Consider the following 26,990-nt stretch of genomic DNA (forward strand, 5'->3'; position numbering starts at 1 on the left):
ACGCTCACTCTCCCGCCTCGGCCCCGTCGATACGGGGCGCCCGGCGCGAATCCGTCTCCCGCAGGGAGCGGTCGGCGTAGGTGCCCTGCACCGCCTCGCGGCCGCCATGCTCGTACAGGTCGAGCATCAGCGCGCTGTGGATGAAGCCAAGATGGCTGAACGCCTGCGGGAAGTTCCCAAGGAAGGTGTCGTCCTCGGCGATCTCCTCGGCGTAGAGGCCGACATCGTTCTGCAGGGCGCGCAGCGCCTGGAACCGGGTGCGGGCATCCTCCTCGCGCCCGAGCCAGAGCAGGGCGTCCACGAGCCAGAAGGCGCAGAGCAGGAAGGTGCCCTCGTGGCCGGGCAGGCCGTCGTCGTTCTTGTAGCGGTAGACGAGGGGGCCGTGGCCGAGGCGCTCGATGACCACATCGACGGTGCGGGCGAACGCCGCCTCATCGACGGGAAAGCCGACCATCGGTGCGATCAGCAGGGCGGCATCGACGTCGTCGCCGCCGATATATTGCGGGTAGTAGCCGTCGCGGTGGATCGCCTCGCCGTTGACGCAGGCCACGATCCGCTCGCGCTCGCGGCACCAGTCCTCGCGCTCGCCGAACAGGTGGATCGCCCGGTCGAGGGCGACCCAGTTCATGATCGCCGCGTGCAGGTAGCGCTGCTCGGGCTTGCGCGGCTCCCACAGGCCGGCATCGGGCTCGTGCCAGTGGGCCGCCGAGATGTCGGCGAGCCGCGCCCCATGCTTGCGCATCGCCTCCGGCATCGTGCCGCCCAAGCGCTCGTAGAGGTAGAGCAGGTCGAGCACCTGGCCGTAGGCGTCGGCCTGATGCTGCTCGGCCGCCTCGTTGCCGTGGCGCACGGGGGCGCTGCCGCGCCAGCCCTCGAAGTGATCGATCTTGATCTCTTCGAGGTCGGCCTCGCCCGAGATGCTGTAGAGCGGCTTCAGGCGGCTCTCCTCCCGCTCGCACAGCTCGGTGACGAAGCCGAAGAAAGATTCGGCCTCGCGGGTCATCCCGAACTTCTTGAGCACGTAGAAGGACAGGCATGCGTCGCGAATCCAGCAGAAGCGGTAATCCCAGTTGCGGATGCCGCCGATCTCCTCCGGCAGGGAGGTGGTGGCCGCGGCGACGATCGCCCCGGTGGGCTCGTAGGTCAGTCCCTTCAGCACCAGCGCCGAACGCATCAGTTCGTCCGCCAGCGGTCCGACATAGGCCGCGCCCTCCGTCCACAGCACCCAGGCCCGGCGCGTCTCCTCCATCAGGATGCGGGCATCCGGGCAGGTCTCGGGGGGCGTGTCGAGATAAAGGGCGAAGCTGCGGGCCTGACCGCCCTCCAGGGTGAAGCGCGCCGCGGCGAGATCGCCCTCCGCGGCGAAGTCGGCGTCCGAGAGGAGGCCGGGGCAGCCCGGCGCGGTGACGCGGTGGCCCTGCACGGCGAGGGGCGCGAAGTCCTCGGCGAAGCCCGCCAGCGGGCGATACTCGGCGATCATCGAGACGCAGCCCGAGACACCGGTGACGAGGCGCACCAGCCGCGGCCGGCCCTCGCCGCCCTCCGGCCCGACCATGAAGTCGTGGAGCGTCACGAAGCCGGTCTGCGTGGTGAAGGTGGTCTCGAGGATGTTGCTGCGGCTCAGATATTGCCGCGCGGTCTCGAAGCGCTCGGTCGGCCGGATCGTGAAATGGCCGCCGCGCTTGCGGTCGAGCAGACGCGAGAAGGAGGGGTCGGCATCGAAGCGCTCGAGGCAGGCCCAGTCGATCCCTCCATCGCGCGCCACCAGCGCGCAGCCCTCGCAGTTGCTGAGCAGCGCGTAGGCCTCGATCGGCTGATAGGGGCGGGTCTGCGGTTCGGACATCGTCTCGGACATGGTCGTTCCTGGGGCGCCGATGCCGGCCGCCCGGTGATGGGATGGGATGAAGTCCGGCCCGTCGTGGTCAGGCGTCGAGGCGGAAGGCCGGCTCCAGCAGGCCGCGGGCGCCGATGCCGACGAGCAGAGTGCGCCCGTGCTCGGGGTCTTTTGTGCGCGCGTCAGCGTCCATGCCCTCGTAGGCCGTGGTGACGAGGAGCTGGTCGAGGGCACGGCCAGCGAAGGTCGGACAGGTGGGCTGGCGCGCCGGGACGGGCACGGTGCGCACCCGCTCGCCCGCCGGGCTGTAGACGTCGAGGCAAGCGCCTCCGAAGCGCGCGGTCCAGATCAGGCCTTCGGCGTCCACCGCCGCGCCGTCGATCCCGCCCTCGCCGTCACTGTGATCGTAATGGGTCTCGGGTTCGCCCGTGGGCAGACCGGTGGCGGGGTCGAGGGAGACGCGCCGCAGCACGCCCTCGTCGGTATCGACGAAGTAGCCGGTCGCGCCGTCCGGCGAGAAGGCCATGCCGTTGGGGATCGAGAGGCCGGAGAACAGCCGCGTCACCCGCGTGCCGGCGACGTGGTAGATCGCGCCGCGCTTCGGTTCGGCGTCCCGGCCCATGGTGCCGATCCACAGCGCCCCGCTCGGATGGACCCGGCCGTCATTGGAGCGGGTGCCGGCATCCTCCGCCTCCAGCGGGCAGAACAGGCTCAGATGCCCATCGCGGATGGTTCGGACGTAGAGCCCGTCCTCCGCCGAGAGCAATTGCCGCTCGGCGTCGATGGCGGCGACGTCGCTCGCCATGAACGGGAGGGCATGCACCTTCGCCGGGCCGGCGCCCCCGCTCAGGGGCAATTCGAACAGGCGGTTCTCCAGGATATCGACCCACCACGCGGTGTCGGTCGCCGGATCGTAGCTCGGCCCCTCGCCGAGATGGCAGCGGGACGGATCAAGGACGCGGATCGCTGGAGATGCGGCCAAATCGGGAGATTCCTCTAAAATCGACGACCGTTGACGTCTGTCGAAAAGAGAAGTTCCGCGGGTTTTACGAAGACTTAGCGGATGATCTGAGCTTGCCTTGTGCTACGTCTGGGGCAAAATTTTCATCCACCTTGGTCGCGCGGTTGGGTCTTTGCAGCCCATCGCCAGGCCGTTCCGCCGTCGCACTCGCCCCGGCGAGCCTCAGCGCCTAGTGGTTCAGCCCTGACGGTTGAGTCCGTCCGGGGTTCCGGTTTGAAGTCCGTCCTGCGAGTCTCGTGGGATGCGCAGTGACATCTCTTTCACGCTCTCCGCCTCGGATCGCCTTCGGCTAGAGGCCCTGGTCGCGGATCGAAACACTCCGCAGAAGCACGTTTGGCGCGCTCGCATCGTGCTGCTGAGCGCCGATGGGATCGGGACGCACGCGATCATGCGTGAGGCGGCCGTGTCCAAGACGGCGGTCTGGCGCTGGCAGGACCGCTTCGCGCAGGAGGGCGTCGAAGGGCTCCTGCGAGACAAGACGCGGCCGGCGCGCATCCCGCCGCTGGGGCCGGAGGTGGCGGCGCGTGTTGTGGCTCTGACGCAGGAAGATCCGCCCGGCGAGACCACGCATTGGACGGCCGCCGCCATGAGCAAGGTCACAGCCATAAGCATTTCGTCGGTGCAGCGGATCTGGCGGAGGCACGGCCTACAGCCACACCGGGTCCGGCAGTTCAAGCTCTCTACCGACCCGGCCTTCGCTGCCAAATTGCGTGACGTCGTCGGGCTCTACGTCGATCCGCCCGCCCATGCCGTCGTGCTTTCGGTCGACGAGAAGAGCCAGATCCAAGCGCTCGCCCGCACGCAGGCCCCGTTGCCGATGAAGCCGGGCCAGCCGACGACGCGCACCCACGACTACAAGCGCCACGGCACGACGACCCTGTTTGCCGCTCTGGACATCCTGGAGGGCAAGGTGATTGGCCGCTGCATGCAGCGCCACCGGCATCAGGAGTTCATCCGTTTCCTCAACGCGGTCGAGGCGGCGGTTCCGGCGGGCAAGATCGTCCACGCGATCCTGGACAACTATGCCGTTCACAAGCACCCGAAGGTCCGCGCCTGGCTCGATCGCCACCCACGCTGGACCTTCCATTTCACCCCGACCTCAGCCTCGTGGCTCAACGCCGTTGAGGGCTTCTTCGCCAAGCTCGCAAAACGCCGCCTGCGACGCGGCGTGTTCGGATCGCTGATCGAGGTACAGGCGGCCATCAAACGCTTCATCGCCGAGAGCAACGGCGACCCCAAGCCCTTCACCTGGACCGCCGACCCGGATCGCATCATCCAGGCCGCAAGGCGCGGGCACCAAGTGTTAGACTCGCACCACTAGAACGCTTCGCGAGCGCCCGCTCACAGGCGCGAGAGGACTGACGGAATGGACATGCAGGCTCCGCCCGGCCACGCGGCGCCGCGCTTGGTGCCGCCTGTGCCGGTGCCGCCGGAAAGGGAATTGCCGACCCTGCGCTTCATCGCGGCGATGCGGGTCAACGGCATCGCGTGCTGGCCGGCCTCCGCCTACGAGGCGCCCTTGCGCCGCCGCCGGCTGTTCGGGCGCGCGCGCTTCACCGTCAGCGATCCGGATCTGGTGCGGCGCGTGCTGGTGGACAACGCCGCCAACTACGCTCGCACTCCGATCACCATCCGCCTGCTGCGGCCGATGCTCGGCGACGGGCTGCTCATCAGCGAGGGGACGGCGTGGCGCCACCAGCGGCGCGCGCTGGCACCTGCCTTCACCCCGCGGGCGGTCGAAACGCTGGTGCCCCACATCCTCTCGGCAAGCGACGAGGCGGTCGCCGCCCTCGAAGGCCCGGCGGCCCGGGGACCGGTCGATCTGTTCGCTGCGCTCCAGCGGCTCGCCCTGGAGATCGCCGGGCGCACCATGTTCTCCGTCGGCATGGCCCGCCGCGGCGACCGCCTGCGCGGCTTCCTCGAAGCCTACGCCGCGCGGCTCGGGCGCCCGCACCTGACCGATCTGCTCGTCCCCTTGCGCTTCGCCACGCCGCTCGACCGGGCCCGCGCCCGCTTCCGCCGCGACTGGGTCGCCTTCCTCGATGAGGTCATCACCGACCGCGACGAGGGCCAAAGTGGGCGTCAAGGCGGAGGCCGAGTTGGAGGCGAAGCGCGCGACCTGCTCGACCTGCTTCGAGCCGCCCGCGATCCCGAGACCGGCCGGGGCTTCTCGCACGAGGAGCTGCGCGATCAGGTCGCCACCATGATCCTGGCCGGGCACGAGACCACGGCGGTGACCCTGCTCTGGGCCTGCACGCTGCTCGCGCTCGCGCCGGAGACGCAAGGAGCCGTCGCGGCGGAGGCTGGCAGCGCGGACAAGCCGTTCACCCGCGCGGTGATCGAGGAGACGATGCGGCTCTACCCGCCGGCCTTCGTGCTGGCCCGCCGCGCGCTCGGCCCGGACGAGCTGGCCGGCGAGACGGTCCGGCCCGGCGACAGCGTGACGATCTCGCCCTGGCTGCTGCACCGGCACCGCACGCTGTGGCGCGACCCCGATGCCTTCGATCCGGGCCGCTTCCTACCGGGAGCCCCGCCGGTGCCGCGCTTTGCCTACCTGCCCTTCGGGGCGGGCCCGCGGGTCTGCATCGGCGCGGCCTTCGCGCTGACCGAGGCGACGCTGGCGCTCAGCCGGATCGTCGGGCACTTCCGGATCGAGCGGGCCGATGCCCGCCCGGTGCTTCCGACGGCCGTGGTGACGACCCAGCCCGACCACGCCCCTGCCTTCCGGCTGACGCGGCGGGTGTAAGCGAGCGTTCGACGGCCGCCCCTTTTCGCCTGTCGTACCAAGCAGGCCTTCCCTTCGAAGATCGGCGTTGCCACTTCATATAGCTAGATATATATCATGATAGGCAATTGCGTCCGGAGCATCGCCATGCCGCTTTCCGTCTTCGCCACTATCTCGCCCAAGTCCGAGCACCTGACGGAAGCCTTGGCTGCGATCGAAGGCATCTTGGCCGCCACCCGAGCCGAGGATGGCTGTCTGCAGTTCGACCTCCACCGTGGCGCCGGCACGGGACGGATTTATCTCTACGAGGTCTGGTCCGATCGCGATGCCTTCGATAGCCATCACGCCCAGCCCTACACGCAGGCGGTCTTTCGGAAATACGAGGCTTGGCTGGCCGAACCCGTCGAGTTGACCTTCATGCGACCGGTGGCCTGATCCAATTACGGCGGAGCGTGCGTGTTCTTCCTGAAGGAACTTCCGTCGCGACAGATGATCGAAGGCTATGCCGACGCCTACGGCGTTGCCACAGAGACGATCGCTTCCGGGCTTGCCATCATGCGTAGGGCAAGCTTGATGATCCGGCATCTGGAGAATTACTTCAGCAGCCATGGTCTGTCGCAGGTTCGCTTCTTGGTCCTCATCGTCATCGACCGGGAACCTGATCGCGAGACGCTGACCGTCGGCGAGATCACGGAGCGATTGGATGTTGCCGGCCCCGTCGTCGCGCGCACGTTGCGGGCCCTTCTCGACGACGGGTTGGTCACCCAGGAGAAGGACGCTCAAGATGCCAGGATCAAACAGGTCGGTCTGACCAGGATCGGGCGAGAGACGCTCGATGCACTACTTCCCGGCTACATGGCCATCATTGCAGAAGAGATGGAGAAAACCCTGTGAAGCGCCGGCACTGCCTGACGGGGTTTTGCCTGTCCTGATCTGGGCCGCCGCTCGACCGCTCGTCATGCTGGGGGCTTCGTAGGTGCGAAAGCCTCGGTCTGCGGCGTGGGGCCCGCTTCCATGAATGCCCACGCAACGAGGAGACCCGCGGCATCGCTGCGATGCCGCGGGTCAGCGTTCGTGCGAAGACCTCGCGTGGGCCGGATCACGCGATGGCGCGCTTGGCCTTCGCCTTCGGCTTGAGAACCGCATCGACGGGGAATTCGATGTCGACGCCGAGCGTCGAGACACCCTCGCCCCGCTCCAGCTTGATCTGCACCTTGTCGCGCTCGACCGTGACGTGCTTGGCGATCACGTTCAGGATCTCTTCGCGCAAGGTGATGATCAGGTCGGGCCGCCCATTCTCCACGCGCTCGTGCGCGAGGATGAGCTGCAGGCGTTCGCGGGCGACCGAACCGGAGCCGCGCGGCTTGAGGAAGGTCAGGACACTCATGCGGCCCTCCGTGTGAACAGCTTGTTGATCAGGGATTTGCGGTCGGAGGGGATCGCCATCGGCACGGTCTCGCCCTTCAGGCGACGCACGGCATCGATGTAGGCGCGGGAGGGCGCGCAGAGCGGGTTGTTGAGCGTCACCGGGCAGCCGACGTTCGAGGCGCGCAGGACTTCGAGGCTCTCCGGGATGATGGCCAGCAGCGGGATCGAGAGGATCTCGAGCACGTCGTCCACTTTCAGCATGTCGCCGCGGTCGGCGCGGGCCGGGTCGAAGCGGGTCAGGATCAGGTGCTTCTCGATCGTGTCGCCGCGCTCGGCGCGCACGGTCTTGGAGTCGAGCAGGCCGATGATCCGGTCCGAGTCGCGCACCGAGGAGACTTCCGGGTTCGTCACCACCACGGCCACGTCGGCGTGGCGCATGGCGAGCTGGGCGCCGCGCTCGATGCCGGCGGGGCTGTCGCAGACGATCCAGTCGAACTTCTCGCGCAGCTCGCCCATCACCCGCTCGACGCCTTCGTCGGTGAGCGCGTCCTTGTCGCGGGTCTGCGAGGCGGGCAGCAGGGAGAGGTTTTCCAGGCGCTTGTCGCGGATCAGCGCCTGCGGCAGCTTGGCGTCGCCGTTGGTGACGTTGATCAGGTCGTAGACCACGCGGCGCTCGGCGCCCATGATCAGGTCGAGGTTGCGCAGGCCGACGTCGAAATCGACCACGCAGACCTTCTCGCCGGCCTGCGCCAGCGCCGCACCGAGCGCTGCCGTCGTGGTGGTCTTGCCGACGCCGCCCTTACCGGACGTGACACAAAGAACCTTGGCCATTCTCGTTTCCCCTTAACCCAAGGCTGCAATTTTGATCGCGCCGCCGTCGGACCAGATCTGGACCGCTTGACCGCGCAGGTGAGTGCCCATGTCCTCGGCCGTGCGGACGAGGCGGTCGATGCCGAGAAGCTCGGGCTCGAACTTGCGGCAGTAGATGCGTGCGCGGGGGTTGCGGGCGGCGCCCGCGATGGCCCGCCCGCGCAGGGCGCCGTAGACGTGGATGGAGCCGCCCGCGAGGATCTCTGCCCCTGAGGACACCGAGCCCATCACGGTCACGTCCCCCTCGCGGTGGACGATGCTTTGGCCCGAGCGCACCGAGCCCTCGATGGTGAGGGACGACACGCCCGGCTTCTCTTCCTCGAACGCCGGCGCCTCGAAGACGTCACCGGCGGGGCGACCGCCGACGAGCCGCGGCGGAAGGAGCGAGGGCAGCGGAGCCTCCGCGCCCTCGATGCCGAGGATGCGCAGCTTTCGCGCCGACAGCTCGGCGATCAGGGTCTCCAACTCGGACGGCGCGGGCTTGAGCCCGGCGACGTCGAGGATCACGGCCCTGTCGTCGAACAGCGTGGCCGATCGCTTCAGGGCGGCGTCCAGAAGGGCGAGCCAATCGGCGAGGGGGGCTTCCGGCGCCAATGAGACGGCGCGGAACACGCGGCCTCGCAGGGGCAGTGAGGGGCGGGTGGGAGCGGGGCTGGTCACGGGCGTTGACGTTTCCTTACCGACACGCCCATTGACCGTCCGGATAGTTACCGGGGAGTTAATTTTTGCGCGCGCCGGGCAAAAATTGCCGGGCAAGATTTTTCCAGTCCATCCATACCTTCCAGAAAACGATCGTCGTGCCAGTGGTTTGGATGAAGCGTGTCGGCTGGAAACAATCCTTAAGCCGGCCTGTGCCCATGGGATCGCCGGATCCTGTGATCGGCGCGAATCAGGCCGGCGAGCCAGGCTCGGCGGCATGGGCACACAATTTTCTCGGGCAATACCGGATTAACGGCGCCTTAGGCACGCCGTGACTATCATTTGTTTAAGCGCCGCCGTCGTGCAGCGCATTCGACCCTCTGGATCTGCGTATGCGTGCCATCGCCAACCTTTCTATCATCGCAAAACTCGTTGTCGTCTTCGCCCTCGTGATCCTCGCCGTCTGCAGCTCGACCTTCATCAGTTGGCGCAGCCTCGGCACGATCGAGGAAACCAACCGCTGGCGCGAGCACACCTACCAAGTCCTCTTGGATCTCGACCGGCTGACAGCCAGCGTGGTGGATCGGGAGACGGGCCTGCGCGGCTACCTCGTCTCGGCCGACACCGCCTTCCTCGAACCGTTCCACGCCGGAACCAAGAGCTATGCCGAGGCGCTGGGGCGGCTGCGCGCGCTCGTCTCCGACAACGCCGAGCAGCTTCGCCGGCTCGACGCTCTCGATGCGGCCGTGGGCCAGTGGAACCGCGATGTCGCCGAGCGCGAGATCGCGCTGATGCGCGACGAGGCGACCCGGGAGCAGGCGCGCCGGATCGAGGCGTCCGGTGCCGGCAAGAGCGCCATGGACACGGTCCGCAAGGTCGCCGCCGTGATCGCCGGCACCGAGCGGGCCCTGCTGGAAACACGCGGCCGGATCGCGGAGGAGGCTGCGAGCGCGTCTCGCTTCGCCGTCAGCGCGGGCCTCGCGGCGCTGCTGGCCGCCGCCGGCCTCGGCATCCTTCTGCTCAACGGCTTCGTCGCACGTCCCATTCGTCGCATGACCGGGCTGATGAGCCGCCTCGCGGAGGGCGATGCGAGCGTCGAGATCCCCTTCCGTGAGCGCCGCGAGGAGATCGGGGCGATGGCGAACGCGGTCCAGGTGTTCAAGGACAACCTGATCCGCACCCGCGCCCTCGAGGAAGAGACCGCCCTGGCGAGGGCCGGTGCCGAGGCGCAGCGCAAGGCGGCGATGCGCGACATGGCCGACAACTTCGAGCGGGCGGTGAGCGGTATCGTCGGCACAGTCTCCGCCGCCGCCACCAAGCTGCAGGCGACCGCGCAGAGCATGGCGGGCACCGCCTCGCAGACGGCCGACCAATCGAACGCCGCCGCCTCCGCCGCGGAGGAGGCCGCGACGAATGTCGGCACGGTCGCCGCAGCGGCCGAGGAGCTCGGTGCCTCGGTGCAGGAGATCGCCCGGCAGGTCACCGGCTCGACCGCGTTGGCGCAGAAGGCGGTCGTCGAGGCCGAGGGCACGGCGCAGCTCGTGCAGGATCTCAGCGTCGCCGCGGCCAAGATCGGCGACGTGGTGGGGCTGATCTCCACCATCGCCGGCCAGACCAACCTGCTGGCGCTCAACGCGACCATCGAGGCGGCGCGCGCGGGCGAAGCGGGCCGAGGCTTTGCGGTGGTCGCGGCCGAGGTCAAGGAACTCGCCAACCAGACCGCTCGGGCCACCGGCGAGATCTCCAACCAGATCGGCCAGGTTCAGGCCATCACCGGGCAGGCGGTTGCAGCCATCGGCGATATCGCCGCCCGCATCCGCGACATCGACGAGCTGGCCGGCTCGATCGCGGCGGCGGTGGAGGAGCAGGGCGCTGCGACCCAGGAGATCGTGCGCAACGTCTCCGAGGCGTCCGCCGGCACCGGTGCGGTGACGGGCAACGTCGCGAGCGTCGCGGTGGCGGCCGAGGAGACCGGGGCAGCGGCGAGCCAAGTGCTGATCTCGGCCTCCGAACTGTCGCGTCAGTCCGAGCATCTCGATGGCCAGGTCCGCCAGTTCCTCCACACGGTGCGGGCGGCCTGAGGCAGGCCGGCCCCGGGTGCCGAACTGGCATCCGGGGAGGCCGCGAACGAAAAGGCCCCGATGCGGTGTACGCATCGGGGCCTTTTCGTTTTCGTCCGCTGGGCCTTGAGGATCAGCCCGTCAGCGCTTCCTTCGACCGCTCGAAGCGCTTGCGCTCGTTCGGGTCGAGATGGATCTTGCGCAGGCGGATCGATTTCGGCGTGACTTCCATCAGCTCGTCGTCCTGAATCCAGGCCAGCGACTTCTCCAGCGTCATCCGGATCGGCGGCGTCAGGCGCACGGCCTCGTCCTTCGAGGTGGTGCGGATGTTGGTGAGCTTCTTGCCCTTGAGCACGTTCACCTCGAGGTCGTTCTCGCGGTTGTGCTCGCCGACGATCATGCCCTGATAGACCTTGGCGCCGGGCTCGATCATCATCGGGCCGCGGTCTTCGAGGTTCCACATGGCGTAGGCCACGGCCTCGCCCTTGTCGTTCGAGATCAGCACGCCGTTGCGGCGGCCGGAGATCTCGCCCTTGTAGGGCTCGTAGGCCTTGAACAGGCGGTTCATGATCGCGGTGCCGCGGGTGTCGGTCATCAGCTCGCCCTGGTAGCCGATGAGGCCGCGGGTGGGCGCGTGGAAGACGAGCCGGAGACGGTTGCCGCCCGAGGGCCGCATCTCGATCATCTCGGCCTTGCGCTCGGACATCTTCTGCACGACGACGCCGGAATACTCCTCGTCGACGTCGACCACGACCTCCTCGACCGGCTCCAGGATCTCGCCGGCTTCGTCCTTCTCCAGCACCACGCGCGGACGCGACACGGCGACCTCGAAGCCCTCGCGGCGCATGGTCTCGATCAGGATCGAGAGCTGCAGCTCGCCGCGGCCGGAGACGTAGAACGAGTCCTTGTCGGCGGCTTCCTCGATCTTGAGCGTGACGTTGCCCTCGGCCTCCTTGAACAGGCGGTCGCGGATCATGCGGCTCGTGACCTTGTCGCCCTCGGTGCCGGCCAGCGGCGAATCGTTGACGATGAAGGACATGGTGACGGTCGGCGGATCGATCGGCTGGGCCTGGATCGGGGTCTCGACCTGCGGGTCGCAGAAGGTGTCGGCCACCGTGCCCTTCACCAGACCGGCGATGGAGACGATGTCGCCTGCCTCGCCGACCTCGATCGGCGCGCGCTCAAGGCCGCGGAAGGCGAGGATCTTCGAGACGCGGCCGGTCTCCACGACCTTGCCGGTGCGGTCGAGAACCTTGATCGACTGGTTCGGCTTCACCGTGCCGGAGGCGATGCGCCCGGTGATGATGCGGCCGAGGAACGGGTTGGCTTCGAGCAGCGTGCCGAGCATCCGGAACGGGCCCTCTTCGACGCGGGCCTGCGGCACGTGCTTGAGCACGAGATCGAACAGCGGCGCGAGGCCGACATCCGGCGAAGCATCCGGCGAATCGGCCATCCAGCCGTTGCGGCCCGAGCCGTAGAGGATCGGGAAGTCGAGCTGCTCGTCGGTAGCGTCGAGCGCCGCGAACAGGTCGAACACCTCGTTCACGACCTCGTTGATGCGCGCATCCGGGCGATCGACCTTGTTGATCGCGACGATCGGGCGAAGGCCGATTTTGAGCGCCTTGCCGACCACGAACTTGGTCTGCGGCATCGGGCCCTCGGCGGCATCGACCAGCACGATGACGCCGTCGACCATCGAGAGGATGCGCTCCACCTCGCCGCCGAAATCGGCGTGGCCGGGGGTGTCGACGATGTTGACGCGGGTGTCGTGCCAGACGACCGAGGTCGCCTTGGCCAGGATCGTGATGCCACGCTCCTTCTCGAGGTCGTTGGAATCCATCGCCCGTTCCTCGACCCGCTGGTTTTCGCGGAAGGTGCCGGACTGCTGAAGCAGCTTGTCGACCAGCGTCGTCTTACCGTGATCGACGTGGGCGATGATGGCGATGTTGCGCAGCTTCATCGGAGGGTCTCGGAAGCATGGCGAGCCCGTCACGTGGCGGAACGCTCTCAGGCGACCGTCGCGGCGGGCTCACGGGAATCGGGCAGTGTCGCGCTGCAATAGAGGAAACCGGGGTGATCCTGCAAGCCGGTGGGTATTCCAACCGTGCGGGGGCTGCCGCGCGGGGTACGCCGGGCTCGGCCTCCCCGAGCAGGGGCCGGTCGAAGGTCCTGTCACCTTCCGGCAAGTCCGGCTCGCCCGCTGCGCTATGATGCGGGCTCCCGGCTCCGTTGTCGGTTCGGGCAGCCGGAGGATCGGGTACCGGGCCGCGACGCCCGGACCGGAGAGGAACCCAATCGCGAGGAAACGCCATGCCGAGCACCTTCGACGACAGCAACATCCCCTGGCGCAGACTGGACGGCTTCGATGACGTCGCCTTCTTCATCTACAAGTGCGATGCGGCGAGCGGGATCGTCGATATCGTCTACAAGTTCGCGCCGTGGACGCGACAGCCGCTCCACCGCCACACCTGCCCGTACTTCACCCTGGTGCTGCAGGGTGAACTGCGCTTCTACCGCCCGGACGGCACGCTGAAGGAGATACGGCCCACGGGCAGCTACGTCGAAGGCGTCGTCAACGGCGAGCCGCATTTCGAGGGGGCGGGCGAGAGCGAAGCGATCGTCTTCTTCGGTCACCGCGGGGTCGAGGACACGATCTACCTATTCCTGGGCGCGGACGGTGGACCGGACCAGCCGCTCGGCATCGCCGACGTCCAAGCCCTCTACGACGCGCAGGTCGCCAACGGCGTGCTCGCCCACGTTGGCGCCCGCCCGGCCTGAGCGACAGGAGCCGGCCTCCGCCTCGGCAGTCGGCGCCCCGCGCGCCACTTTGCTGTTGAGGAGCGCCGGCTCCTGGCCGGACGGGTCGGGGATCTGCCATAAGCTTCCGGGCATGATCCCTTCGCCGCGAACTTTCCCGTGACCGACCGTCCCCCGATCCGCTTCCGCGGCCGCTCCTTCCTAGCGATGGTGCTGGCCCCCGTGCCGCCGATCGATCAGTGGCTTGCCGAACTCGATGCGCTCAAGCGGCGCGCGCCCGCCTTCTTCTCGGTGCGGGCGATCATCCTCGACGTGACTGGCCTGCGCTTCGAGCGTTCGGACCTCGCCTATCTCTGCGAGGAATTGAACCGGCGCTCCATCACCATCCTCGGCATCGAGGGCATCGGGCCGACCTCGCTCGGGCCCGGCTTCCCGCCGCCTCTGGTGGGGGGCAAGCCGGTCGAGGACATCGCGCCCCCCGAACCCGGCGCCGCCGAGGCGCCGGCTGCGACGGACCATTCGTCCGCTCCGGCTTTGGTGGCGTCCGCGGCCCCGGCCCGGACCCGCTCCTTTGTCCTCGACGCGCCGGTACGCTCGGGCCAAGTGATCCAGCATCTCGACGGCGACGTGACCGTGATGGGGTCGGTCGCCTCTGGCGCAGAGGTGATCGCGGGCGGCTCGATCCACATCTACGGCGCCCTGCGCGGCCGGGCGATCGCGGGCGCGGTGGGTGATCCGGGGGCACGCATCCTCACCCGCAAGTTCGAGCCGGAACTCGTCGCCATCGACGGTCTTTACAAGACCGCAGACGATCTCGGCGGCGTGCGTTGGGGCCAGTCGGTCCAGGCGCGTCTCGAAGGTGACGCCATCGTCCTCGTGCCGCTCGACTGACGCTTCGTTTTCGGCACGCGTCACCCGGCTGTGCCCATTCCTCACGAAAGCGTGCGGGTGGCGGTCATCCGCCCCCCCGACGGCCCAGGTGGCGGAAATCCGCCACCCGTCATTCGGATGTGAATTAGAAAAGTCCAGAAAAACCCTTTCCAAGCAGTAAATTGCAGGAATGTGAGCACTTCCTGCATGGCTGGCATGCGCTCTGCAGAGACGACCGGACCATTCGCACCGGCCGCAGAGCCGGGCTATCCGGGAGAAGCCCCTTGCTCGAACGCCTCCGTTTCACGCGTCGCAGCCTCGCGATGCTCGCCGCCGCGAGCGCCGCGCTGCTCGCCCCGCTCCCGCTCTCGGCGCAGGAGGTGGTCCGCGTCGGCAACCTCAAGCTCGCTCACTTCGCCGGCGTCTCCTACGTCAAGGAAATCGCCAAAACCTGCGGCCTGACCGTCGATCTCAAGATCTTCGCCAAGGGGCCCGACATCATGCAGGCGATGCTGGCCGGCGAACTCGATGTCGGCGCCACCGCCTCGGAGGCCGCGATCTCGGCCCGCGGCAACGGCGCCCAGGTCTTCATCGTCGGCGGCTTCGCCAAGGGTGGCGCCCGCCTGCTGGCGACACCGGATTCCGGCATCAAGTCGGCCGCCGACCTCAAGGGGAAGAAGGTCGGCGTCACCCGTGGCTCGATCCAGGAGGTGCTGCTCGGCGCCGAGATGGCCAAGCACGGCCTCAAGGCCCGCGACGTCAACCTGATCTATCTCGGCTACCCGGATCTGAACCAGGCGCTGCTGCAGAAGCAGGTCGATGCGATCATGCAGACCGAGCCGCAATCGGCCCAGGCCATCGCCCGCGGCTTCGGCGTCGAGGTGATCAAGCCCTACGACACGCCGGTCGGCTCGCCGATCCGCACCCTGGTGATGACGGAGAAGTTCTACGGCGAGAAGAAGCCGCTCGCGTCCAAGTTCATGGAGTGCTTCGTGAAGGCGCAGAAGACCTTCATGGACAATCCGAAGGCCGCCGAGACCTTCGTCACGCAAGACGTGTTCAAGGGCCAGGTCACGGCCGCCGAGTTCCAGGAGGCGCTCGCCAACTCGCCCTACACCCTGGAGATGAGCGCCGACCACATCCAGAGGACCACCGACGTCATGGCCGAGCACGGCATCGGCAAGATGTCGAAGCCCGCCAAGGCCGCCGAGTGGGTGAAGCTCGACCTCTTGGAGGCCGCCAAAGCCTCCGCCGGCACGAACTGAGGAGGGTTTTTCCCGTGAACACCTCCCGTCTCAAACCCCTGGCCGAGGGGCTGGCGGTTCCGGTCGCCATACTCGTTCTCTGGCAGCTCGCCTGCACGGCGGGGCTCGTCAACCCGATGGTGCTGCCCTCGCCCGCCGCGGTCGCGGTGCGCTGGTGGGCCTATCTCGCCCCGCTCGAAGCCTATGATCCCGAGCACGGATCGTGGTTTCTCTGGCTCTTCTCCGGCGAGATGCTGCACGATGCGGTGGCCTCGCTCTACCGCGTCGTCGTCGGCTTCGCCGTCGGCGCCGGGCTTGCCCTGCCGCTCGGGCTGTTCATGGGCTCCAGCGACCTCATCTACCGCCACATCAACCCGTTGATGCAGGTGCTGCGGCCGATCCCGCCGATCGCCTACATCCCGCTCTCGATCCTGTGGTTCGGCCTCGGCAACGCTCCGGCGGTGTTCCTCATCGCCATCGGCGCCTTCTTCCCCGTGCTGATGAACACCATCGCCGGCGTGCGCCACGTGGACGGGATCTACATCCGCGCCGCCCGCAGCCTCGGCGCCAGCCGGATGACGATCTTCCGGCGGGTCATCCTGCCGGCCGCCACTCCCTACATCCTGTCGGGGGCGCGCATCGGCATCGGCACCGCCTTCATCGTGGTGATCGTGGCCGAGATGATCGCGGTCAACAACGGCCTCGGCTTCCGCATCCTCGAGGCGCGCGAATACTTCTGGTCCGACAAGATCATCGCCGGGATGCTGACCATCGGCGCGCTCGGCCTCGTCATCGACATGGCGGTGAGCCGCCTGAACAATCACCTGCTCCGCTGGCATCGCGGTCTGGAATCGTGAGGTCCCCCATGTCCGTGCAACCGCATCCCATCGCTTCCGTGACGCAGGACGCCGTTCCCGTCACCGGCTCGCTGGCCGCCTCCGCCTCGCCGCACATCGTGGTCTCGGGGATGGACAAGATCTTCCCCGTCCCCGGTGGCGAGGTCGTCGCCCTCAAGGATATCGACCTCACCATCAACCGCGGCGAGTTCGTCTGCCTGCTCGGCCCGTCCGGCTGCGGGAAGTCGACGCTGCTCAACGCCATCGCCGGCTTCTCGCACCCGACCCGCGGCGGCATCGACGTTGAGGGCCGCACGGTCGCCGCGCCCGGTCCCGACCGGGGCATGGTGTTCCAGGAATACGCCCTGTTTCCCTGGATGACGGTGGCGCAGAACATCGCCTTCGGTCTGGAGATCAAGGGCATGTCCCGCGCGGCGATCCAGGCGCGGGTGGCCGAGCTCCTCGACATGCTCAAGCTCGCCGAGTTCCGCGACCGCTTCCCCAAGGACCTGTCCGGCGGCATGCGCCAACGCGTGGCGATCGCCCGCGTTCTGGCTCTGGACAGCCCGGTGATGCTGATGGACGAGCCGTTCGGGGCGCTCGATGCCCTGACCCGCCGCTCGCTCCAGGACGAGCTGCTGCGGATCTGGGCGGCGACCGGCAAGACCATCGTGTTCGTCACCCACTCGATCGAGGAATCGATCTATCTGGCCGACCGCATCGTGGTGCTGACCTACCGCCCCGGCACGATCAAGCGCGACCTGCGGGTGGAACTGCCGCGCCCGCGCGACAGCGCCTCGGCCGCCTTCAACGCCCTGAAGCGCGACCTCTCCGCCCTCGTCACCGCCGAGCAGCACCGCTTCGAGCAGGTGGAGATGAAGGGGCTGACGACGGATTGATGATCGTCGCCGCGGCTTTCTTCGGCCTGCGGCGCTGCCATGTTAGGCTCTCACATCGTTTCCAGATGATCACTTCGGGGATTGCGGATCCCCTCTCCCCGCCGAGCGGGGAGAGGGGGGAGTTGCGGCCCCCGTTCGATCAACCGGAAGCCGCATCAGATCGCTCACCGCATACGAGGGCGGTGACGGAAGCCTCGTCCGGTCCATGAGAGTGACGCCCTTCCCCCGCGCCACGGCGGCGCGTGTCCTCATTCTCGCCGCGCTGGCGGCGGCGGCCGTCTTGGCCGTTCTGAAGGCGGGGGAGGTGACGGAGGCCCGCGTGGCGGAAAGCCTCGCGGGTGACGCGCGCCAGCGGGCGGAGATCTACGCCCGGAGCCTGGAGGGCACCATCGAGCGGTTCGGCTTCCTGCCGGCCGCCGCCGCCCTCGATCCGCGCGTGCAGTCGTTGCTCGCCGCCCCCGACGATCCGGCGCAGGTCGCGACCGTCAACGCCTATCTCCATCGGCTGAGCCGCGAGGCGGGGGCGGGTGTCGTCTACCTGCTGATCCCGTCCGGCCTGACCATCGCCGCGTCGAACTGGGACACGCCCCAGACCTATGTCGGCCAGGACTTCTCCTATCGTCCCTATTTCACGGAAGCGCGCACCGGACGCACCGGACGCTTCTACGCCATCGGGACGCTGACCGGCGTGCCCGGCTACTTCATCAGCGCGCCCGTCATGATCGACGGCACGGTGCGCGGCGTGGTGGCGACCAAGGTCGGCCTCGACCCGCTGGAGACGATCTGGCGCGAGGGCAGCGACCGCGTGCTGGTGGCCGACGAGAACGGCATCGTCTTCCTCGCCTCCGATCCGGCGCTCAAGTTCCGCGCGACGAAGCCGCTCGACGCCGCTGCCCGTGCCGCCATTGAGCGGACGCGCCAGTACGGGCGCGACGATCATGCCCCGATCGATCTCGGCCGGACGGACACCGTCGGAGGCGTGCCTCTGGTGAGCCGGTCGGAGGCCACGCCGCAGACCCGCGCGCTGTTCGAGGAGGCGAGCCTGCCGGCTTATGGCTGGACGCTGCTGCTCTTCGCCGACGCCGCGCCGGTGGCCATCGCCGGGCGCAGCGCCCGGGCCGGCGCGATCCTGGCGCTGATCGTGCTCGGGCTGATCGGCCTCTACGGGCGTCAGCACCTGCGGCGGGTGCGCGAGAATCGCGCGGCGCAACGCGCGCTGGAGGCCGCGGTCGCGGCGCGGACCGCCGATCTCAGCGCGGCCAACCTCAAACTCGCGGGCGAGATCGAGGAGCGGACCCGTGCCGAGGGCGACCTGCGCGAGGCGCAAGGGGAACTGGTCCAGGCGGCGAAGATGGCGACGCTGGGCCAGATGGCGGCGGGCATCACCCACGAACTCAACCAGCCGCTCGCCGCCATGCGGGGCTTGGCCGACAATGCCTCCGCCTTCCTGCGCCAGGGGCGGGAGGCGGAGACGGCGGCCAACCTGACCCGCATCGTCTCCCTGGTGGACCGGCTCGGCAAGATTACCGGACAGTTGCGCAGCTTCTCCCGCCGCTCGGGGACGGAGCGGGTCGCGGTCGATGTCGGCGCAGCGGTCTCGGAGAGCCTCGCCATCCTCTCATCCCGCATCCGCGACGCGGGCGCGCGGGTGACGACCGATCTCGACCCGGCGGCGCGATGGGTGGTGTTCGAGCCGATCCGCCTGTCGCAGGTGCTGGTCAACCTCGTCGGCAACGCCCTCGATGCGGTGAAGGGGCGCTCCGGTGCGGAGGTCGCGGTGCGCGCCTGGGCCGGGGACGGGCAGGTCGTGCTCAGCGTCGAAGATAACGGGCCGGGCCTCGATGCGGCGGCGCTGGCGCGCCTGTTCGAGCCGTTCTTCACCACCAAGCCGGCGGGGGAGGGGCTCGGCCTCGGCCTGCCGATCTCGCTCGCCATCGCGCGCGAATTCGGGGCGAGCCTGCAGCCCCGGCCGATGCCCGGCGGCGGCCTCGCCTTCGACCTCGTGATGGAGGTAGCCAGGGACGCGATGAAGGAGGCCGCGGACACGCCCCGTGTAGAGAGAATGCGACATGTTTCCTGAGGCCGAGCCAGCCGCCGCGCGGGTCGTGCTGATCGACGACGAGGAAATGGTTCGGCTTGCCATGGAGCAGGCGCTGCAACTCGCCGGCATCGCTGTCGAGGCTTTTGCCAGCGCGGAGGCGGCGCTGCCGGCCATCACCCGCGGCTTTGCCGGCATCGTCGTGAGCGACGTACGCCTTCCGGGCCGCGACGGGCTCGAACTCCTCGCTGACATTCGCCGCCGCGACCCCGAATTGCCGGTGGTGCTCGTCACCGGCCACGGCGACATCGCCATGGCGGTCGCCGCCATGCGGGAGGGCGCCTACCACTTCATCGAGAAGCCCTTCGTCAACGACGCCTTCGTCGAGGTGGTCCGCCGGGCCCTGGAGAAGCGGGCGCTGGTGATCGAGAACCGCCGCCTGCGCGATGCCCTCGATCGCGGCGACGCGCCGGGCAGCGCGGTGGAGCGCTGTCTCGTCGGTCAGTCGCCGGCCCTGCGGCGGCTGCGCGACGACATCGCCTCGCTCAGTTCGGCCGCCGCCGACGTGCTGGTGCTCGGCGAGACCGGGGCGGGCAAGGAGCAGGTCGCCCGCGCGCTGCACGAGGGCGGGGCGCGGGCGGCGAAACCCTTCGTGGCAATCAATTGCGGCGCCATCCCCGAGAGCATGTTCGAGAGCGAGATGTTCGGCCACGAGGCCGGCGCCTTCACCGGGGCGGGCAAGCGCCGCATCGGCAAGGTCGAGCATGCGAGCGGCGGCACGCTGTTCCTCGACGAGGTCGAGAGCATGCCGCTGGCGCTCCAAGTGAAGCTGCTGCGCGTGTTGCAGGAGCGGCGCGTGGAGCGGCTCGGCTCGAACACCAGCGTGCCGGTCGATCTGCGGGTGGTGGCCGCCACCAAGGAGGATCTCGACGCGCTCTCGGAGGCCGGCCGCTTCCGCCGCGACCTGTATTTCCGCCTCAACGTGGTGACGCTGACCCTGCCCCCCTTGCGCGAGCGCCGCGAGGACATCCCGCTCCTGTTCGAGCGCTTCCTCGTCCAGGCGGCGGTGAAGTACCAGCGCCCGGTGATCGAGGTGCCGCCGTCCTTGCGCCGTTCGCTGATGCTCGCCGACTGGCCGGGCAACGTGCGCGAACTCAAGAACGCCGCCGAGCGCACCATCCTCGGCTTCCTGAGCCCGGACCTCGCCGGCGGCCCCGGCGCGGCGCCGAGCCTCGACGCCCTGCTCGACCGGGTGGAGCGCCTCGTCATCGAGGACGCGCTCAAGGCCTCCGGCCAGCGCATCGCCGAGGCCGCGCGGACCCTCGGCCTGCCGCGCAAGACGCTCTCCGACCGCATGCGGCGCCTGGGCTTGAGCGCGGGCGACTGATCTTTTCGACCGCGAGACCGAGCCCATGACGACCGAGTCCATGACGATCGAGCCCATGACCCACGACGCCGGCTGTCCGCCGCTCATCCTCGCCAACGCCCCCAACGGCGCCACCCGCAGCAAGGCCGACCATCCGGCCCTGCCGATCACGCAAAGCGAGATCGCCCGCACCGCGGCCGAGATCGTGGAGGCGGGCGCTGCCCTGATCCACGTCCATGTCCGCGATCCGGCAGGCCGTCACCTCCTCGATGCGGAGGCGTATCGCTCGGTCACCGCTGCGATCCGCGCGGAGGTGGGGAACCGCCTCGTGGTGCAAATCACCTCGGAGGCCGCCGGGCGCTACCAAGGCCCGGAGCAGATGGCGGTGGTGCGAGCCACGCGCCCCGAGGCGGTCTCGCTGGCTTTGCGCGAACTCGTGCCGGATGCCGGGGCCGAGACTGCGGCGGCGGATTTTTTCGCCTGGGCGCGGCGCGAGCGCATCCTCCTGCAGATCATCCTCTACGAACCGGCCGAGGTGGCCCGCTACGCCGACCTCAAACGCCGCGGTGTGCTCGGCGAGGGCGGGGATTTCCCGCTCTTCGTGCTCGGCCGCTACACGCCCGGACAGGTCTCGCGGCCCGCCGACCTGCTGCCCTTCCTCGAAGCGGCAGGGGAGGGGGTACCGCTTTGGTCGATCTGCGCCTTCGGCTCGCGGGAGAATGCCTGCGCCCTCGTCGCGGCGGGCCTCGGCGGGCATGTGCGCGTCGGCTTCGAGAACAGCCTGCTCGCGCCCGACGGAAGCCCGGCCGAAAGCAATGCCGCCCAGATCCGCCGCGCCGCGGAGGGTGCCCGCCTGCTCGGGCGCCCGCTGGCCGATGCCGACACCGCGCGGGCGCTGATGGCCTGACCGCGTCCGAGCCCCCCGCAGCGGTCCGTATCGGCTGGCGACTATTGGCGTCGCAGTCCAAGGTGCAGACCGAGATGAGCGGGCATTCCAGCGGGCCTCTAACGTTGGCCCTGCCGTCGATACGCCTGTCCGGCGGTTTTAATCCCAACATAGAAAAGATCAGAAAAATAATTTTAATCTGTTGTATTCTGAAAAAATTGTAACAGAAGCAAGATTCCATCAATTGATGGGGGCTAGCTCGGCTGTTGCCGCGTGGCTGCGTCCCTCAAGGTGGGGCGGCTACGGATCAAGAAGCGCTGAAGCCGAGGACGGGCGGCTCACGCAGGCAAGCCATTGGGGGAAAGACGTTGCAGTTCGGACCGAAAGCGCGCCGCTACGCGCAGATCGTCACGTGCGTTTGTTTGGCCGGGCTGCCCTCCATGGCTCTGGCCCGCTCCGCGGCCCTCCCGGGCATCACCGTTGGTCTCCCAACGGGCTGGCAGGTGCCGGAAGGCGTGCAGATGAACCTCACGACGAGCTTCGCTGAGCGCGGGACGCTGCCTCGGGACAACCAGGGCAACAACAACCTCGTCGTGTTCCTATGGGCAACGCCCTGGAAGGTCCTCGGCGGGCAGTTGCGCTTCATCCAGTCGTTCCCGTTCAACGCGGTCAGCCCGCAGGAGGGACCCTGGCAGGCGGGTCTCGCCCAGCCGCTGACGACGGCCCAGATCGCCTGGAAGGTCGCGGACAACCTCGGCGTCAGCTACTTCATCGGCGGCTTCTGGCCGAGCGACACGCTGTTCGCGCTCCGCTCCGCCTCGATCGCCCAGCGCTTCGCGATCAGCTATGTCGGCGATGGCTGGAACGTCACGGCCAACCTCCATTACGGCACGATGCTGGCGGAGAACTCGCCGACCAACGTGCACTATTCCGACTACATGAACCTCGACCTGACCGCAGCCAAGCGCTTCGGCAAGTGGCAGGTGGGCGCCGTCGCCTTCGGCTCGACCGACCTGCCGACCAACAGGCCCGGCTACCGGCCGGGGGGGCAGTTCGCCATGGGCGGGCTCGTGGGCTACGCCTTCGAGAAGTTCACGGTCCAGACCATGCTCACCCGCGACATCGCCCAGCGCAATCTCGGCGGCGAGGAGACCCGTGCCTGGCTGCGCTTCCTCGTGCCGCTCTGGCGGCCGGACAAGGGCGAGCAGGTTCCCAATCGTGTCACGGTCCGGCGCAACAGCGCCGCGGGGCCGGCGGTTGCCGGCGACTGACGAACCGGCCCGCCTCGGGCGGGCCGGGCAACGCTCTGCTGAGGTTCAGGCGCGACCGCTCTCGGAGAGCGGCCGCGCCTGGGCCGTATGATGGGAGCGCAGGCGGAAGCCGAGGATCAGCAGCATGGCGCCGAAGGCCACGGCGTAGGCACCGAGCCACCATGTTAGCACCAGTGCCGACATCCCGGGATTGATCAGCAGCGCGATCCCGAACAGCACAGAGATCGCCCCGCCGAGGCCGAGCCACCAGCGCCCGTAATGCAGGTGCAGGCGGAAGGCCGCCGCGATCATCAGCCCGCCCGAGACCAGGGCCCAGGCGGCCACGAGCAGCACGAAGGCCCAGACGGCCGCCGCCGGCACGAGAAACGCCGCGACGCCGACCACGATGTCGAGCAGGCCTTCGAGCAGCAGGAAGCCCCAACGCTCGTGCCTCTGCGCCGCCCGCAATGCGGCGGCGATGCCGCAGAAGCCATCGACCAGCATGTAGGCGGCGAAGAACAGCACCAGCGAGAGCACGAAGGCGCCCGGCGCCACGAAGGCGATGATCCCGAACAGGATGGCAAGCGCGCCGCGTAGGGCCACGAGCCACCAGTTGCGGGCCAGGACAGCGCTCATCGCGTCGAGGCGGGCCGGCCCGGTCGGCAGCAGGCCGGACGGATGTGCCGCCCCGGATGTCTCGGACGCTCCAGCCATCTCACACTCCTCCGGCAAGGTCGGGCAAAGTCGAGGATGTAGGCGTTGTCGCCGGATCGGACCGGGCACGAGCCTTCTATCGGTTGCGAAACGCAACTTTGAGCTGCCCGTTCCCTGCAGCCTGACAGTGGGCGACGGGTGGCGACGCAATTCGCAAGTGTCCGTTCTGGGGATCGACGGATCTCCGGCGATGGCAGCGTGCTCTGTTGAGCCTCATCGAGCGGATCGCCCGTGCTCATGCCGGCCATGCGGCCGCCCGCGCCATGCCGATGGCTTCGCGCGATCGCGTGAAGATGGCAGAACCGGTTCGGCCGGAGCTTCGGCCACGACATTCCCGGCTCTCGAAGGCCGAGACGGAGATGCCGGCTCCTCCGACCCTGCGAAAGGACGCGACATGACGGTGTCGAACGACGACGAGTTGGCGGGGCTGAAACAGATCGGCCGCATCGTCGCCGACACGCTGGCCATGATGGGCCGGGCGATCGAGCCCGGCATGACCACCCGTGAACTGGATGACGTCGGGCGGGCCTTCCTGGAGGCGGCCGGCGCGCGCTCGGCGCCGGAGGCGGTCTATGCCTTTCCGGGCGCGACCTGCATCAGCGTCAACGAGGAGATCGCCCACGGCATCCCCGGCGAGCGCCGGATCGCGCCGGGGGACTTGGTCAACATCGACGTCTCGGCGGAGCGAGACGGCTACTTTGCCGATACGGGCGCGTCCTTCGCCGTGCCGCCGGTGACGCGCGCGGTCGAGCGGCTGTGCAAGGACGGGCGCCGGGCGATGTGGGCGGGCCTGCGGCAGGTCGGCGCCGGCAAGCCGCTCTCAGGGATAGGCCGGGCGGTGGGCACCTTCGCGCACAAGAACGGCTACACCCTGGTACGCAACCTCGCGAGCCACGGAGTCGGCCTGTCGCTGCACGAGGAGCCGACCGAGATCGCGACCTGGCCCGATCCGTCCGAGCGCCGGATCCTGCGCGACGGCATGGTGTTGACCGTCGAGCCGTTCCTGTCACTGGGCGCGGACTTCGCCGAGGACGGCGACGATCCCTGGACCCTCTACAGCCGGCCGCGCGCCCTCACGGTCCAGTACGAGCACACCGCCGTCGCCACGCGCAACGGGCCGCTGATCCTCACCATGCCGGGCCAGTAGCGCGTTTCACTCAACCCGGATTCGCGTCGAGCCAGCGCTCGGCGCCGGAGAGGTCGTAGCCGTGGCGGGCGCCGTAGGCCGCCACCTCGTCGCGCCGGAGGCGTCCGGCGAGCACTTCGCCGATCGCCCAGAGCGTCAGCGAGCGCGTGCCGCTGCGGCAATGGGCGACGACCGAGCCCGGTGCCGCCTCGACCGCCGCGTGGAAGCGCTCCACCGCGTCGCGGGTGAGGGTGGGGCCGGTCACCGGCAGATCGAGGTAGCGCAGGCCCGCTGCCTCCGCCGCCGCGCGCTCGGCTGCCGTGCCGGGCTGGCCCGGCTCCTCGCCGTCGGGGCGGTTGTTGATGAGAAGGCGCACGCCCTCACGACCGAGCGCCTCGATCTCCGCGAGGCTCGGCTGATGGGCCACGGAGAGCTTGGAGTCGATGGTTGTCCGCTTCATGCCGCCCACTCGTATCGCCGTTTGAACCCTGGGCGTAGCGCGCACCCTTCGTCGCAACAAGGCGAGACGCTCGATCAAGCCGGCGCACGTGACGCGGGGCCTCGGCGGGAGCCGTGCGGACCCTCTGTCCGTTTCCCTCGCACCCGGCGGGACCGGGTCGCTGGACGGAGACACGGGGTGGTGGGGCGGCGCGCCCGTCGCTGGCGCGACGCGGATCCCGAGACGCACGGACCGAAGCCGGCGGACACGCCGGTCTGCCCGCTCTGCGAGCGGCCGATTCCGGCCCATGCGCGCCAGAGCCTGCATCACCTCACGCCGAAGATGAAGGGCGGGGCCCGCGGGGCGACCGTACGGCTCCATCAGATCTGCCACTCGGCGATCCATGCCCGCTACAGCGAGGCCGAGATCGCCCGGCGGCTCGCCGAGGTCGAGGCGCTCCGCGCCGATCCCGAGATCGCCCGCTTCCTCGATTGGGTGCGCGGCAAGCCCGACGACTTCCACGCCCCGACGCGCAAGACCCGCACCCGACGCGGCGATGCGAACTCGCGGCGGTAGGCGCGAGGGACTTCGGATCGGTCGGGCGTTCCGCCCTACGCCGCCGCGTCCACCCGCGCCAGGTCCATGTCGAGCCCGGCGATGGCGCGTTCCAGCGCCGCGAAGCAGTCCGGATCGAACGCGGTGCCGACATCGCCGCGCATGATGGCGAGCGCCTTCTCCACCGGCATCGCCTTCCGGTAAGGCCGGTCCGCGGTCAGGGCGTCGAACACGTCGGCGACCGAGACGATCCGGGTTTCGGGTGCGATCGCCTCGCCCTTCAGCCCGCGCGGATAGCCCCTTCCGTCGAGCCGCTCGTGGTGGCCGCCCCCGATCCGGGCGATCTCGTGGAAGGCGGCGACCCGTGTCAGAATCGTCTCGGACATTGAGGCGTGGTTGCGCATGTCCTGCCACTCGGCCTCGTCCAGCTTGCCGTTCTTGTCGAGGATCGCGTTCGAGACCCCGAGCTTGCCGACGTCGTGCAGCAGCGCGGCCCGCTTGAGCCAGCGTCGGCGCTCCGGCGTGTAGCCGAGTTCGGCCGCGACCATGTCGGCATAGACCGCGACGCGCTCCGAATGGCCCGAGGTGAACGGGCTCTTGGCATCGATGATCTGCGCGAAGGCGCGGGCGATGTCGTCGAGGTAGTCTTCGTCCACGGTGATCGGGCTGCGGGGCGCCAGGGCGAACACCGCCGCCTCGACCGCGTCGGAGGCCAAGGTCTCCCAGAAGCCGGGGGCAGCCGCGGCCGCCTCGAAGCACGCCACGATCTGCGGATCGAACCACGTGCCGGCGCGCGCCCGCACCTCGGCCATGGCCGCCGCGCGGCCGGCGGAGGTGTGGAAGACATCGACCACCTGGGCGAGCAGCGCCACGCGGGCATAGAGCGGGATCGCGGGGCCGGCGAGCCGGTCGGGCCGCCCGCCGCCGTTCCAGTGCTCGTCGAGGGCGTGAATGGCCTCGCAGACGCTGGCCGGAAAGCGCAACTGCCGGGCGATCTCGGCGCCGCGTTGGCAGCGGGTCTGGATCAGTTCGTCGACGATCGTCCCCCCGTTCTGCAGGATGTTGAGCACCGCGCGGAAGCGGTCGGCCAAACCGGCCTTGAGACCCGTATGCGAGAAGACGAAGCCGAGAACCTTCGGCAGGCTGTCGCTGACGGTCTTGAAGTCGCGTTTGAAGCTCAGATCGTCCGACAGGTAGAGTTCGCAGATGCGCGCGGCATTGCTGGAGCAGCCGAGGTCCTTCAGCATCACGGTGTGGTAGAGTTCCCAAAGCTGCAGATCAGGCAGGCCCATCTGCCGGCCGATATGGAAGCCGATCCAGGTCGCGCGCACGCAATGCCCGACGGGTTGGCCCTCCGTCAGATCTAGGGCGTGGCTCAAGGCGCCGAGGATCTCCGAGAGTTGGACGGTCGTGGACTCGCTCTCGCCGCCTGACACGATGCGCATTCTTCCTCACCCGTCCTCTTGCTGTCCGGCCGGAGCACTGCCTGCCGA

26 protein-coding genes are annotated in these 26,990 nt (G+C 68.9%); 17 read left to right on the plus strand and 9 right to left on the minus strand.

The window, feature by feature from the left end; translation table 11 throughout:
- Positions 1-4: 4 nt before the first annotated feature.
- Positions 5-1,855 (minus strand): glycoside hydrolase family 15 protein, encoded by a 1,851-nt coding sequence (locus tag J2W78_RS22445; RefSeq protein WP_253373784.1) that lies wholly within the window; start codon positions 1,853-1,855, stop codon positions 5-7.
- Positions 1,856-1,922: 67 nt separating this feature from the next.
- Positions 1,923-2,816, minus strand: coding sequence for an SMP-30/gluconolactonase/LRE family protein (locus J2W78_RS22450; protein ID WP_253373785.1), 894 nt, complete (start codon positions 2,814-2,816; stop codon positions 1,923-1,925).
- Positions 2,817-3,096: 280 nt separating this feature from the next.
- On the opposite strand from J2W78_RS22450, the gene J2W78_RS22455 reads away from it, so the two are divergent.
- The 4 genes from J2W78_RS22455 to J2W78_RS22470 all read left to right on the plus strand — a co-directional run bounded on the left by J2W78_RS22455 (position 3,097) and on the right by J2W78_RS22470 (position 6,474).
- Entirely contained in the window at positions 3,097-4,176 is a 1,080-nt protein-coding gene (locus J2W78_RS22455; protein ID WP_253368020.1) for an IS630 family transposase, read from the plus strand.
- Between the two features lie 45 nt (positions 4,177-4,221).
- Positions 4,222-5,601, plus strand: a complete 1,380-nt coding sequence (locus tag J2W78_RS22460) for a cytochrome P450 (RefSeq protein WP_253373786.1) — start codon at positions 4,222-4,224, stop codon at positions 5,599-5,601.
- A gap of 126 nt (positions 5,602-5,727) precedes the next feature.
- Positions 5,728-6,015, plus strand: a complete 288-nt coding sequence (locus J2W78_RS22465; protein WP_253373787.1) for a putative quinol monooxygenase — start codon at positions 5,728-5,730, stop codon at positions 6,013-6,015.
- A gap of 21 nt (positions 6,016-6,036) precedes the next feature.
- Positions 6,037-6,474 (plus strand): MarR family winged helix-turn-helix transcriptional regulator, encoded by a 438-nt coding sequence (locus J2W78_RS22470; protein WP_253373788.1) that lies wholly within the window; start codon positions 6,037-6,039, stop codon positions 6,472-6,474.
- A gap of 205 nt (positions 6,475-6,679) precedes the next feature.
- On the opposite strand, the gene minE is transcribed toward J2W78_RS22470, so the two are convergent.
- From minE to minC (J2W78_RS22485), 3 genes are read right to left on the minus strand one after another with little or no spacing between them, the layout of a single operon-like run.
- The gene (gene minE / locus J2W78_RS22475; protein WP_056197183.1) at positions 6,680-6,967 is read right to left on the minus strand and encodes a cell division topological specificity factor MinE; all 288 of its coding nucleotides are present in this window, start codon (positions 6,965-6,967) and stop codon (positions 6,680-6,682) included.
- Positions 6,964-7,779: a septum site-determining protein MinD gene (gene minD, locus J2W78_RS22480; protein ID WP_003602600.1), complete on the minus strand. Its 816-nt coding sequence runs from the start codon at positions 7,777-7,779 to the stop codon at positions 6,964-6,966. The genes minE and minD overlap by 4 nt, the downstream gene beginning before the upstream one ends.
- 12 nt (positions 7,780-7,791) lie before the next feature.
- Entirely contained in the window at positions 7,792-8,430 is a 639-nt protein-coding gene (gene minC, locus J2W78_RS22485; protein ID WP_253374119.1) for a septum site-determining protein MinC, read from the minus strand.
- Positions 8,431-8,543: 113 nt separating this feature from the next.
- Between minC (J2W78_RS22485) and J2W78_RS22490 the strand changes: the two genes are divergently transcribed.
- On the plus strand, positions 8,544-8,792 hold the full coding sequence (locus J2W78_RS22490; RefSeq protein ID WP_253373789.1) for a hypothetical protein: 249 nt from the start codon (positions 8,544-8,546) through the stop codon (positions 8,790-8,792).
- Positions 8,793-8,849: 57 nt separating this feature from the next.
- Complete coding sequence (locus tag J2W78_RS22495; protein WP_253373790.1) at positions 8,850-10,538, plus strand: methyl-accepting chemotaxis protein; 1,689 nt, start codon at positions 8,850-8,852, stop codon at positions 10,536-10,538.
- Positions 10,539-10,650: 112 nt separating this feature from the next.
- Here J2W78_RS22495 and typA read toward each other — a convergent pair whose 3' ends face one another.
- Complete coding sequence (typA, locus tag J2W78_RS22500; RefSeq protein WP_253373791.1) at positions 10,651-12,477, minus strand: translational GTPase TypA; 1,827 nt, start codon at positions 12,475-12,477, stop codon at positions 10,651-10,653.
- Between the two features lie 350 nt (positions 12,478-12,827).
- On the opposite strand from typA, the gene J2W78_RS22505 reads away from it, so the two are divergent.
- From J2W78_RS22505 to J2W78_RS22545, 9 genes are all read left to right on the plus strand, one after another.
- A complete protein-coding gene (locus J2W78_RS22505) occupies positions 12,828-13,295 on the plus strand; it encodes a regulator (protein WP_253373792.1) in 468 nt (155 codons plus the stop codon).
- Between the two features lie 138 nt (positions 13,296-13,433).
- Positions 13,434-14,165 carry a septum site-determining protein MinC gene (gene minC, locus J2W78_RS22510; protein WP_253373793.1) on the plus strand — a complete coding sequence of 244 codons (732 nt, stop codon included), beginning with the start codon at positions 13,434-13,436 and terminating at the stop codon, positions 14,163-14,165.
- A gap of 263 nt (positions 14,166-14,428) precedes the next feature.
- On the plus strand, positions 14,429-15,409 hold the full coding sequence (locus J2W78_RS22515) for an ABC transporter substrate-binding protein (RefSeq protein WP_253373794.1): 981 nt from the start codon (positions 14,429-14,431) through the stop codon (positions 15,407-15,409).
- Positions 15,410-15,423: 14 nt separating this feature from the next.
- The gene (locus J2W78_RS22520; protein ID WP_253373795.1) at positions 15,424-16,245 is read left to right on the plus strand and encodes an ABC transporter permease; all 822 of its coding nucleotides are present in this window, start codon (positions 15,424-15,426) and stop codon (positions 16,243-16,245) included.
- Between the two features lie 8 nt (positions 16,246-16,253).
- Entirely contained in the window at positions 16,254-17,123 is an 870-nt protein-coding gene (locus J2W78_RS22525; RefSeq protein WP_253373796.1) for an ABC transporter ATP-binding protein, read from the plus strand.
- A gap of 205 nt (positions 17,124-17,328) precedes the next feature.
- Positions 17,329-19,203: a sensor histidine kinase gene (locus J2W78_RS22530; protein ID WP_253373797.1), complete on the plus strand. Its 1,875-nt coding sequence runs from the start codon at positions 17,329-17,331 to the stop codon at positions 19,201-19,203.
- A complete protein-coding gene (locus J2W78_RS22535; RefSeq protein ID WP_253373798.1) occupies positions 19,193-20,548 on the plus strand; it encodes a sigma-54-dependent transcriptional regulator in 1,356 nt (451 codons plus the stop codon). The genes J2W78_RS22530 and J2W78_RS22535 overlap by 11 nt, the downstream gene beginning before the upstream one ends.
- A gap of 55 nt (positions 20,549-20,603) precedes the next feature.
- Complete coding sequence (locus J2W78_RS22540; RefSeq protein WP_437178558.1) at positions 20,604-21,434, plus strand: 3-keto-5-aminohexanoate cleavage protein; 831 nt, start codon at positions 20,604-20,606, stop codon at positions 21,432-21,434.
- A gap of 347 nt (positions 21,435-21,781) precedes the next feature.
- The gene (locus J2W78_RS22545) at positions 21,782-22,684 is read left to right on the plus strand and encodes a transporter (protein ID WP_253373800.1); all 903 of its coding nucleotides are present in this window, start codon (positions 21,782-21,784) and stop codon (positions 22,682-22,684) included.
- Positions 22,685-22,729: 45 nt separating this feature from the next.
- On the opposite strand, the gene J2W78_RS22550 is transcribed toward J2W78_RS22545, so the two are convergent.
- Positions 22,730-23,377 (minus strand): HdeD family acid-resistance protein, encoded by a 648-nt coding sequence (locus J2W78_RS22550; RefSeq protein WP_253373801.1) that lies wholly within the window; start codon positions 23,375-23,377, stop codon positions 22,730-22,732.
- A gap of 394 nt (positions 23,378-23,771) precedes the next feature.
- Between J2W78_RS22550 and map the strand changes: the two genes are divergently transcribed.
- Positions 23,772-24,524 (plus strand): type I methionyl aminopeptidase, encoded by a 753-nt coding sequence (gene map, locus J2W78_RS22555; protein ID WP_253373802.1) that lies wholly within the window; start codon positions 23,772-23,774, stop codon positions 24,522-24,524.
- Between the two features lie 10 nt (positions 24,525-24,534).
- On the opposite strand, the gene J2W78_RS22560 is transcribed toward map, so the two are convergent.
- Positions 24,535-24,963 (minus strand): TIGR01244 family sulfur transferase, encoded by a 429-nt coding sequence (locus J2W78_RS22560; protein ID WP_253373803.1) that lies wholly within the window; start codon positions 24,961-24,963, stop codon positions 24,535-24,537.
- A gap of 177 nt (positions 24,964-25,140) precedes the next feature.
- Between J2W78_RS22560 and J2W78_RS22565 the strand changes: the two genes are divergently transcribed.
- Positions 25,141-25,518 carry a restriction endonuclease gene (locus tag J2W78_RS22565; protein ID WP_253373804.1) on the plus strand — a complete coding sequence of 126 codons (378 nt, stop codon included), beginning with the start codon at positions 25,141-25,143 and terminating at the stop codon, positions 25,516-25,518.
- Positions 25,519-25,553: 35 nt separating this feature from the next.
- On the opposite strand, the gene J2W78_RS22570 is transcribed toward J2W78_RS22565, so the two are convergent.
- Positions 25,554-26,942, minus strand: a complete 1,389-nt coding sequence (locus J2W78_RS22570) for an HD-GYP domain-containing protein (RefSeq protein ID WP_253373805.1) — start codon at positions 26,940-26,942, stop codon at positions 25,554-25,556.
- Positions 26,943-26,990 lie beyond the last annotated feature (48 nt).

It is taken from the genome of Methylorubrum extorquens, assembly GCF_024169925.1.
GTDB lineage: Bacteria > Pseudomonadota > Alphaproteobacteria > Rhizobiales > Beijerinckiaceae > Methylobacterium > Methylobacterium extorquens_A.

Excerpts from the sequence above, each read along its gene's own strand:
- J2W78_RS22495 (WP_253373790.1), top strand. The coding sequence starts at position 8,850 with ATGCGTGCCATCGCCAACCTTTCTATCATCGCAAAACTCGTTGTCGTC.
- J2W78_RS22560 (WP_253373803.1), bottom strand. The coding sequence starts at position 24,963 with ATGAAGCGGACAACCATCGACTCCAAGCTCTCCGTGGCCCATCAGCCG.
- J2W78_RS22570 (WP_253373805.1), bottom strand. The coding sequence starts at position 26,942 with ATGCGCATCGTGTCAGGCGGCGAGAGCGAGTCCACGACCGTCCAACTC.
- J2W78_RS22535 (WP_253373798.1), top strand. The coding sequence starts at position 19,193 with ATGTTTCCTGAGGCCGAGCCAGCCGCCGCGCGGGTCGTGCTGATCGAC.
- J2W78_RS22455 (WP_253368020.1), top strand. The coding sequence starts at position 3,097 with ATGCGCAGTGACATCTCTTTCACGCTCTCCGCCTCGGATCGCCTTCGG.
- minE (WP_056197183.1), bottom strand. The coding sequence starts at position 6,967 with ATGAGTGTCCTGACCTTCCTCAAGCCGCGCGGCTCCGGTTCGGTCGCC.
- J2W78_RS22550 (WP_253373801.1), bottom strand. The coding sequence starts at position 23,377 with ATGGCTGGAGCGTCCGAGACATCCGGGGCGGCACATCCGTCCGGCCTG.
- J2W78_RS22465 (WP_253373787.1), top strand. The coding sequence starts at position 5,728 with ATGCCGCTTTCCGTCTTCGCCACTATCTCGCCCAAGTCCGAGCACCTG.
- J2W78_RS22525 (WP_253373796.1), top strand. The coding sequence starts at position 16,254 with ATGTCCGTGCAACCGCATCCCATCGCTTCCGTGACGCAGGACGCCGTT.
- J2W78_RS22540 (WP_437178558.1), top strand. The coding sequence starts at position 20,604 with ATGACCCACGACGCCGGCTGTCCGCCGCTCATCCTCGCCAACGCCCCC.
- minD (WP_003602600.1), bottom strand. The coding sequence starts at position 7,779 with ATGGCCAAGGTTCTTTGTGTCACGTCCGGTAAGGGCGGCGTCGGCAAG.
- map (WP_253373802.1), top strand. The coding sequence starts at position 23,772 with ATGACGGTGTCGAACGACGACGAGTTGGCGGGGCTGAAACAGATCGGC.
- J2W78_RS22530 (WP_253373797.1), top strand. The coding sequence starts at position 17,329 with ATGAGAGTGACGCCCTTCCCCCGCGCCACGGCGGCGCGTGTCCTCATT.
- J2W78_RS22505 (WP_253373792.1), top strand. The coding sequence starts at position 12,828 with ATGCCGAGCACCTTCGACGACAGCAACATCCCCTGGCGCAGACTGGAC.
- J2W78_RS22445 (WP_253373784.1), bottom strand. The coding sequence starts at position 1,855 with ATGTCCGAGACGATGTCCGAACCGCAGACCCGCCCCTATCAGCCGATC.
- typA (WP_253373791.1), bottom strand. The coding sequence starts at position 12,477 with ATGAAGCTGCGCAACATCGCCATCATCGCCCACGTCGATCACGGTAAG.
- J2W78_RS22460 (WP_253373786.1), top strand. The coding sequence starts at position 4,222 with ATGGACATGCAGGCTCCGCCCGGCCACGCGGCGCCGCGCTTGGTGCCG.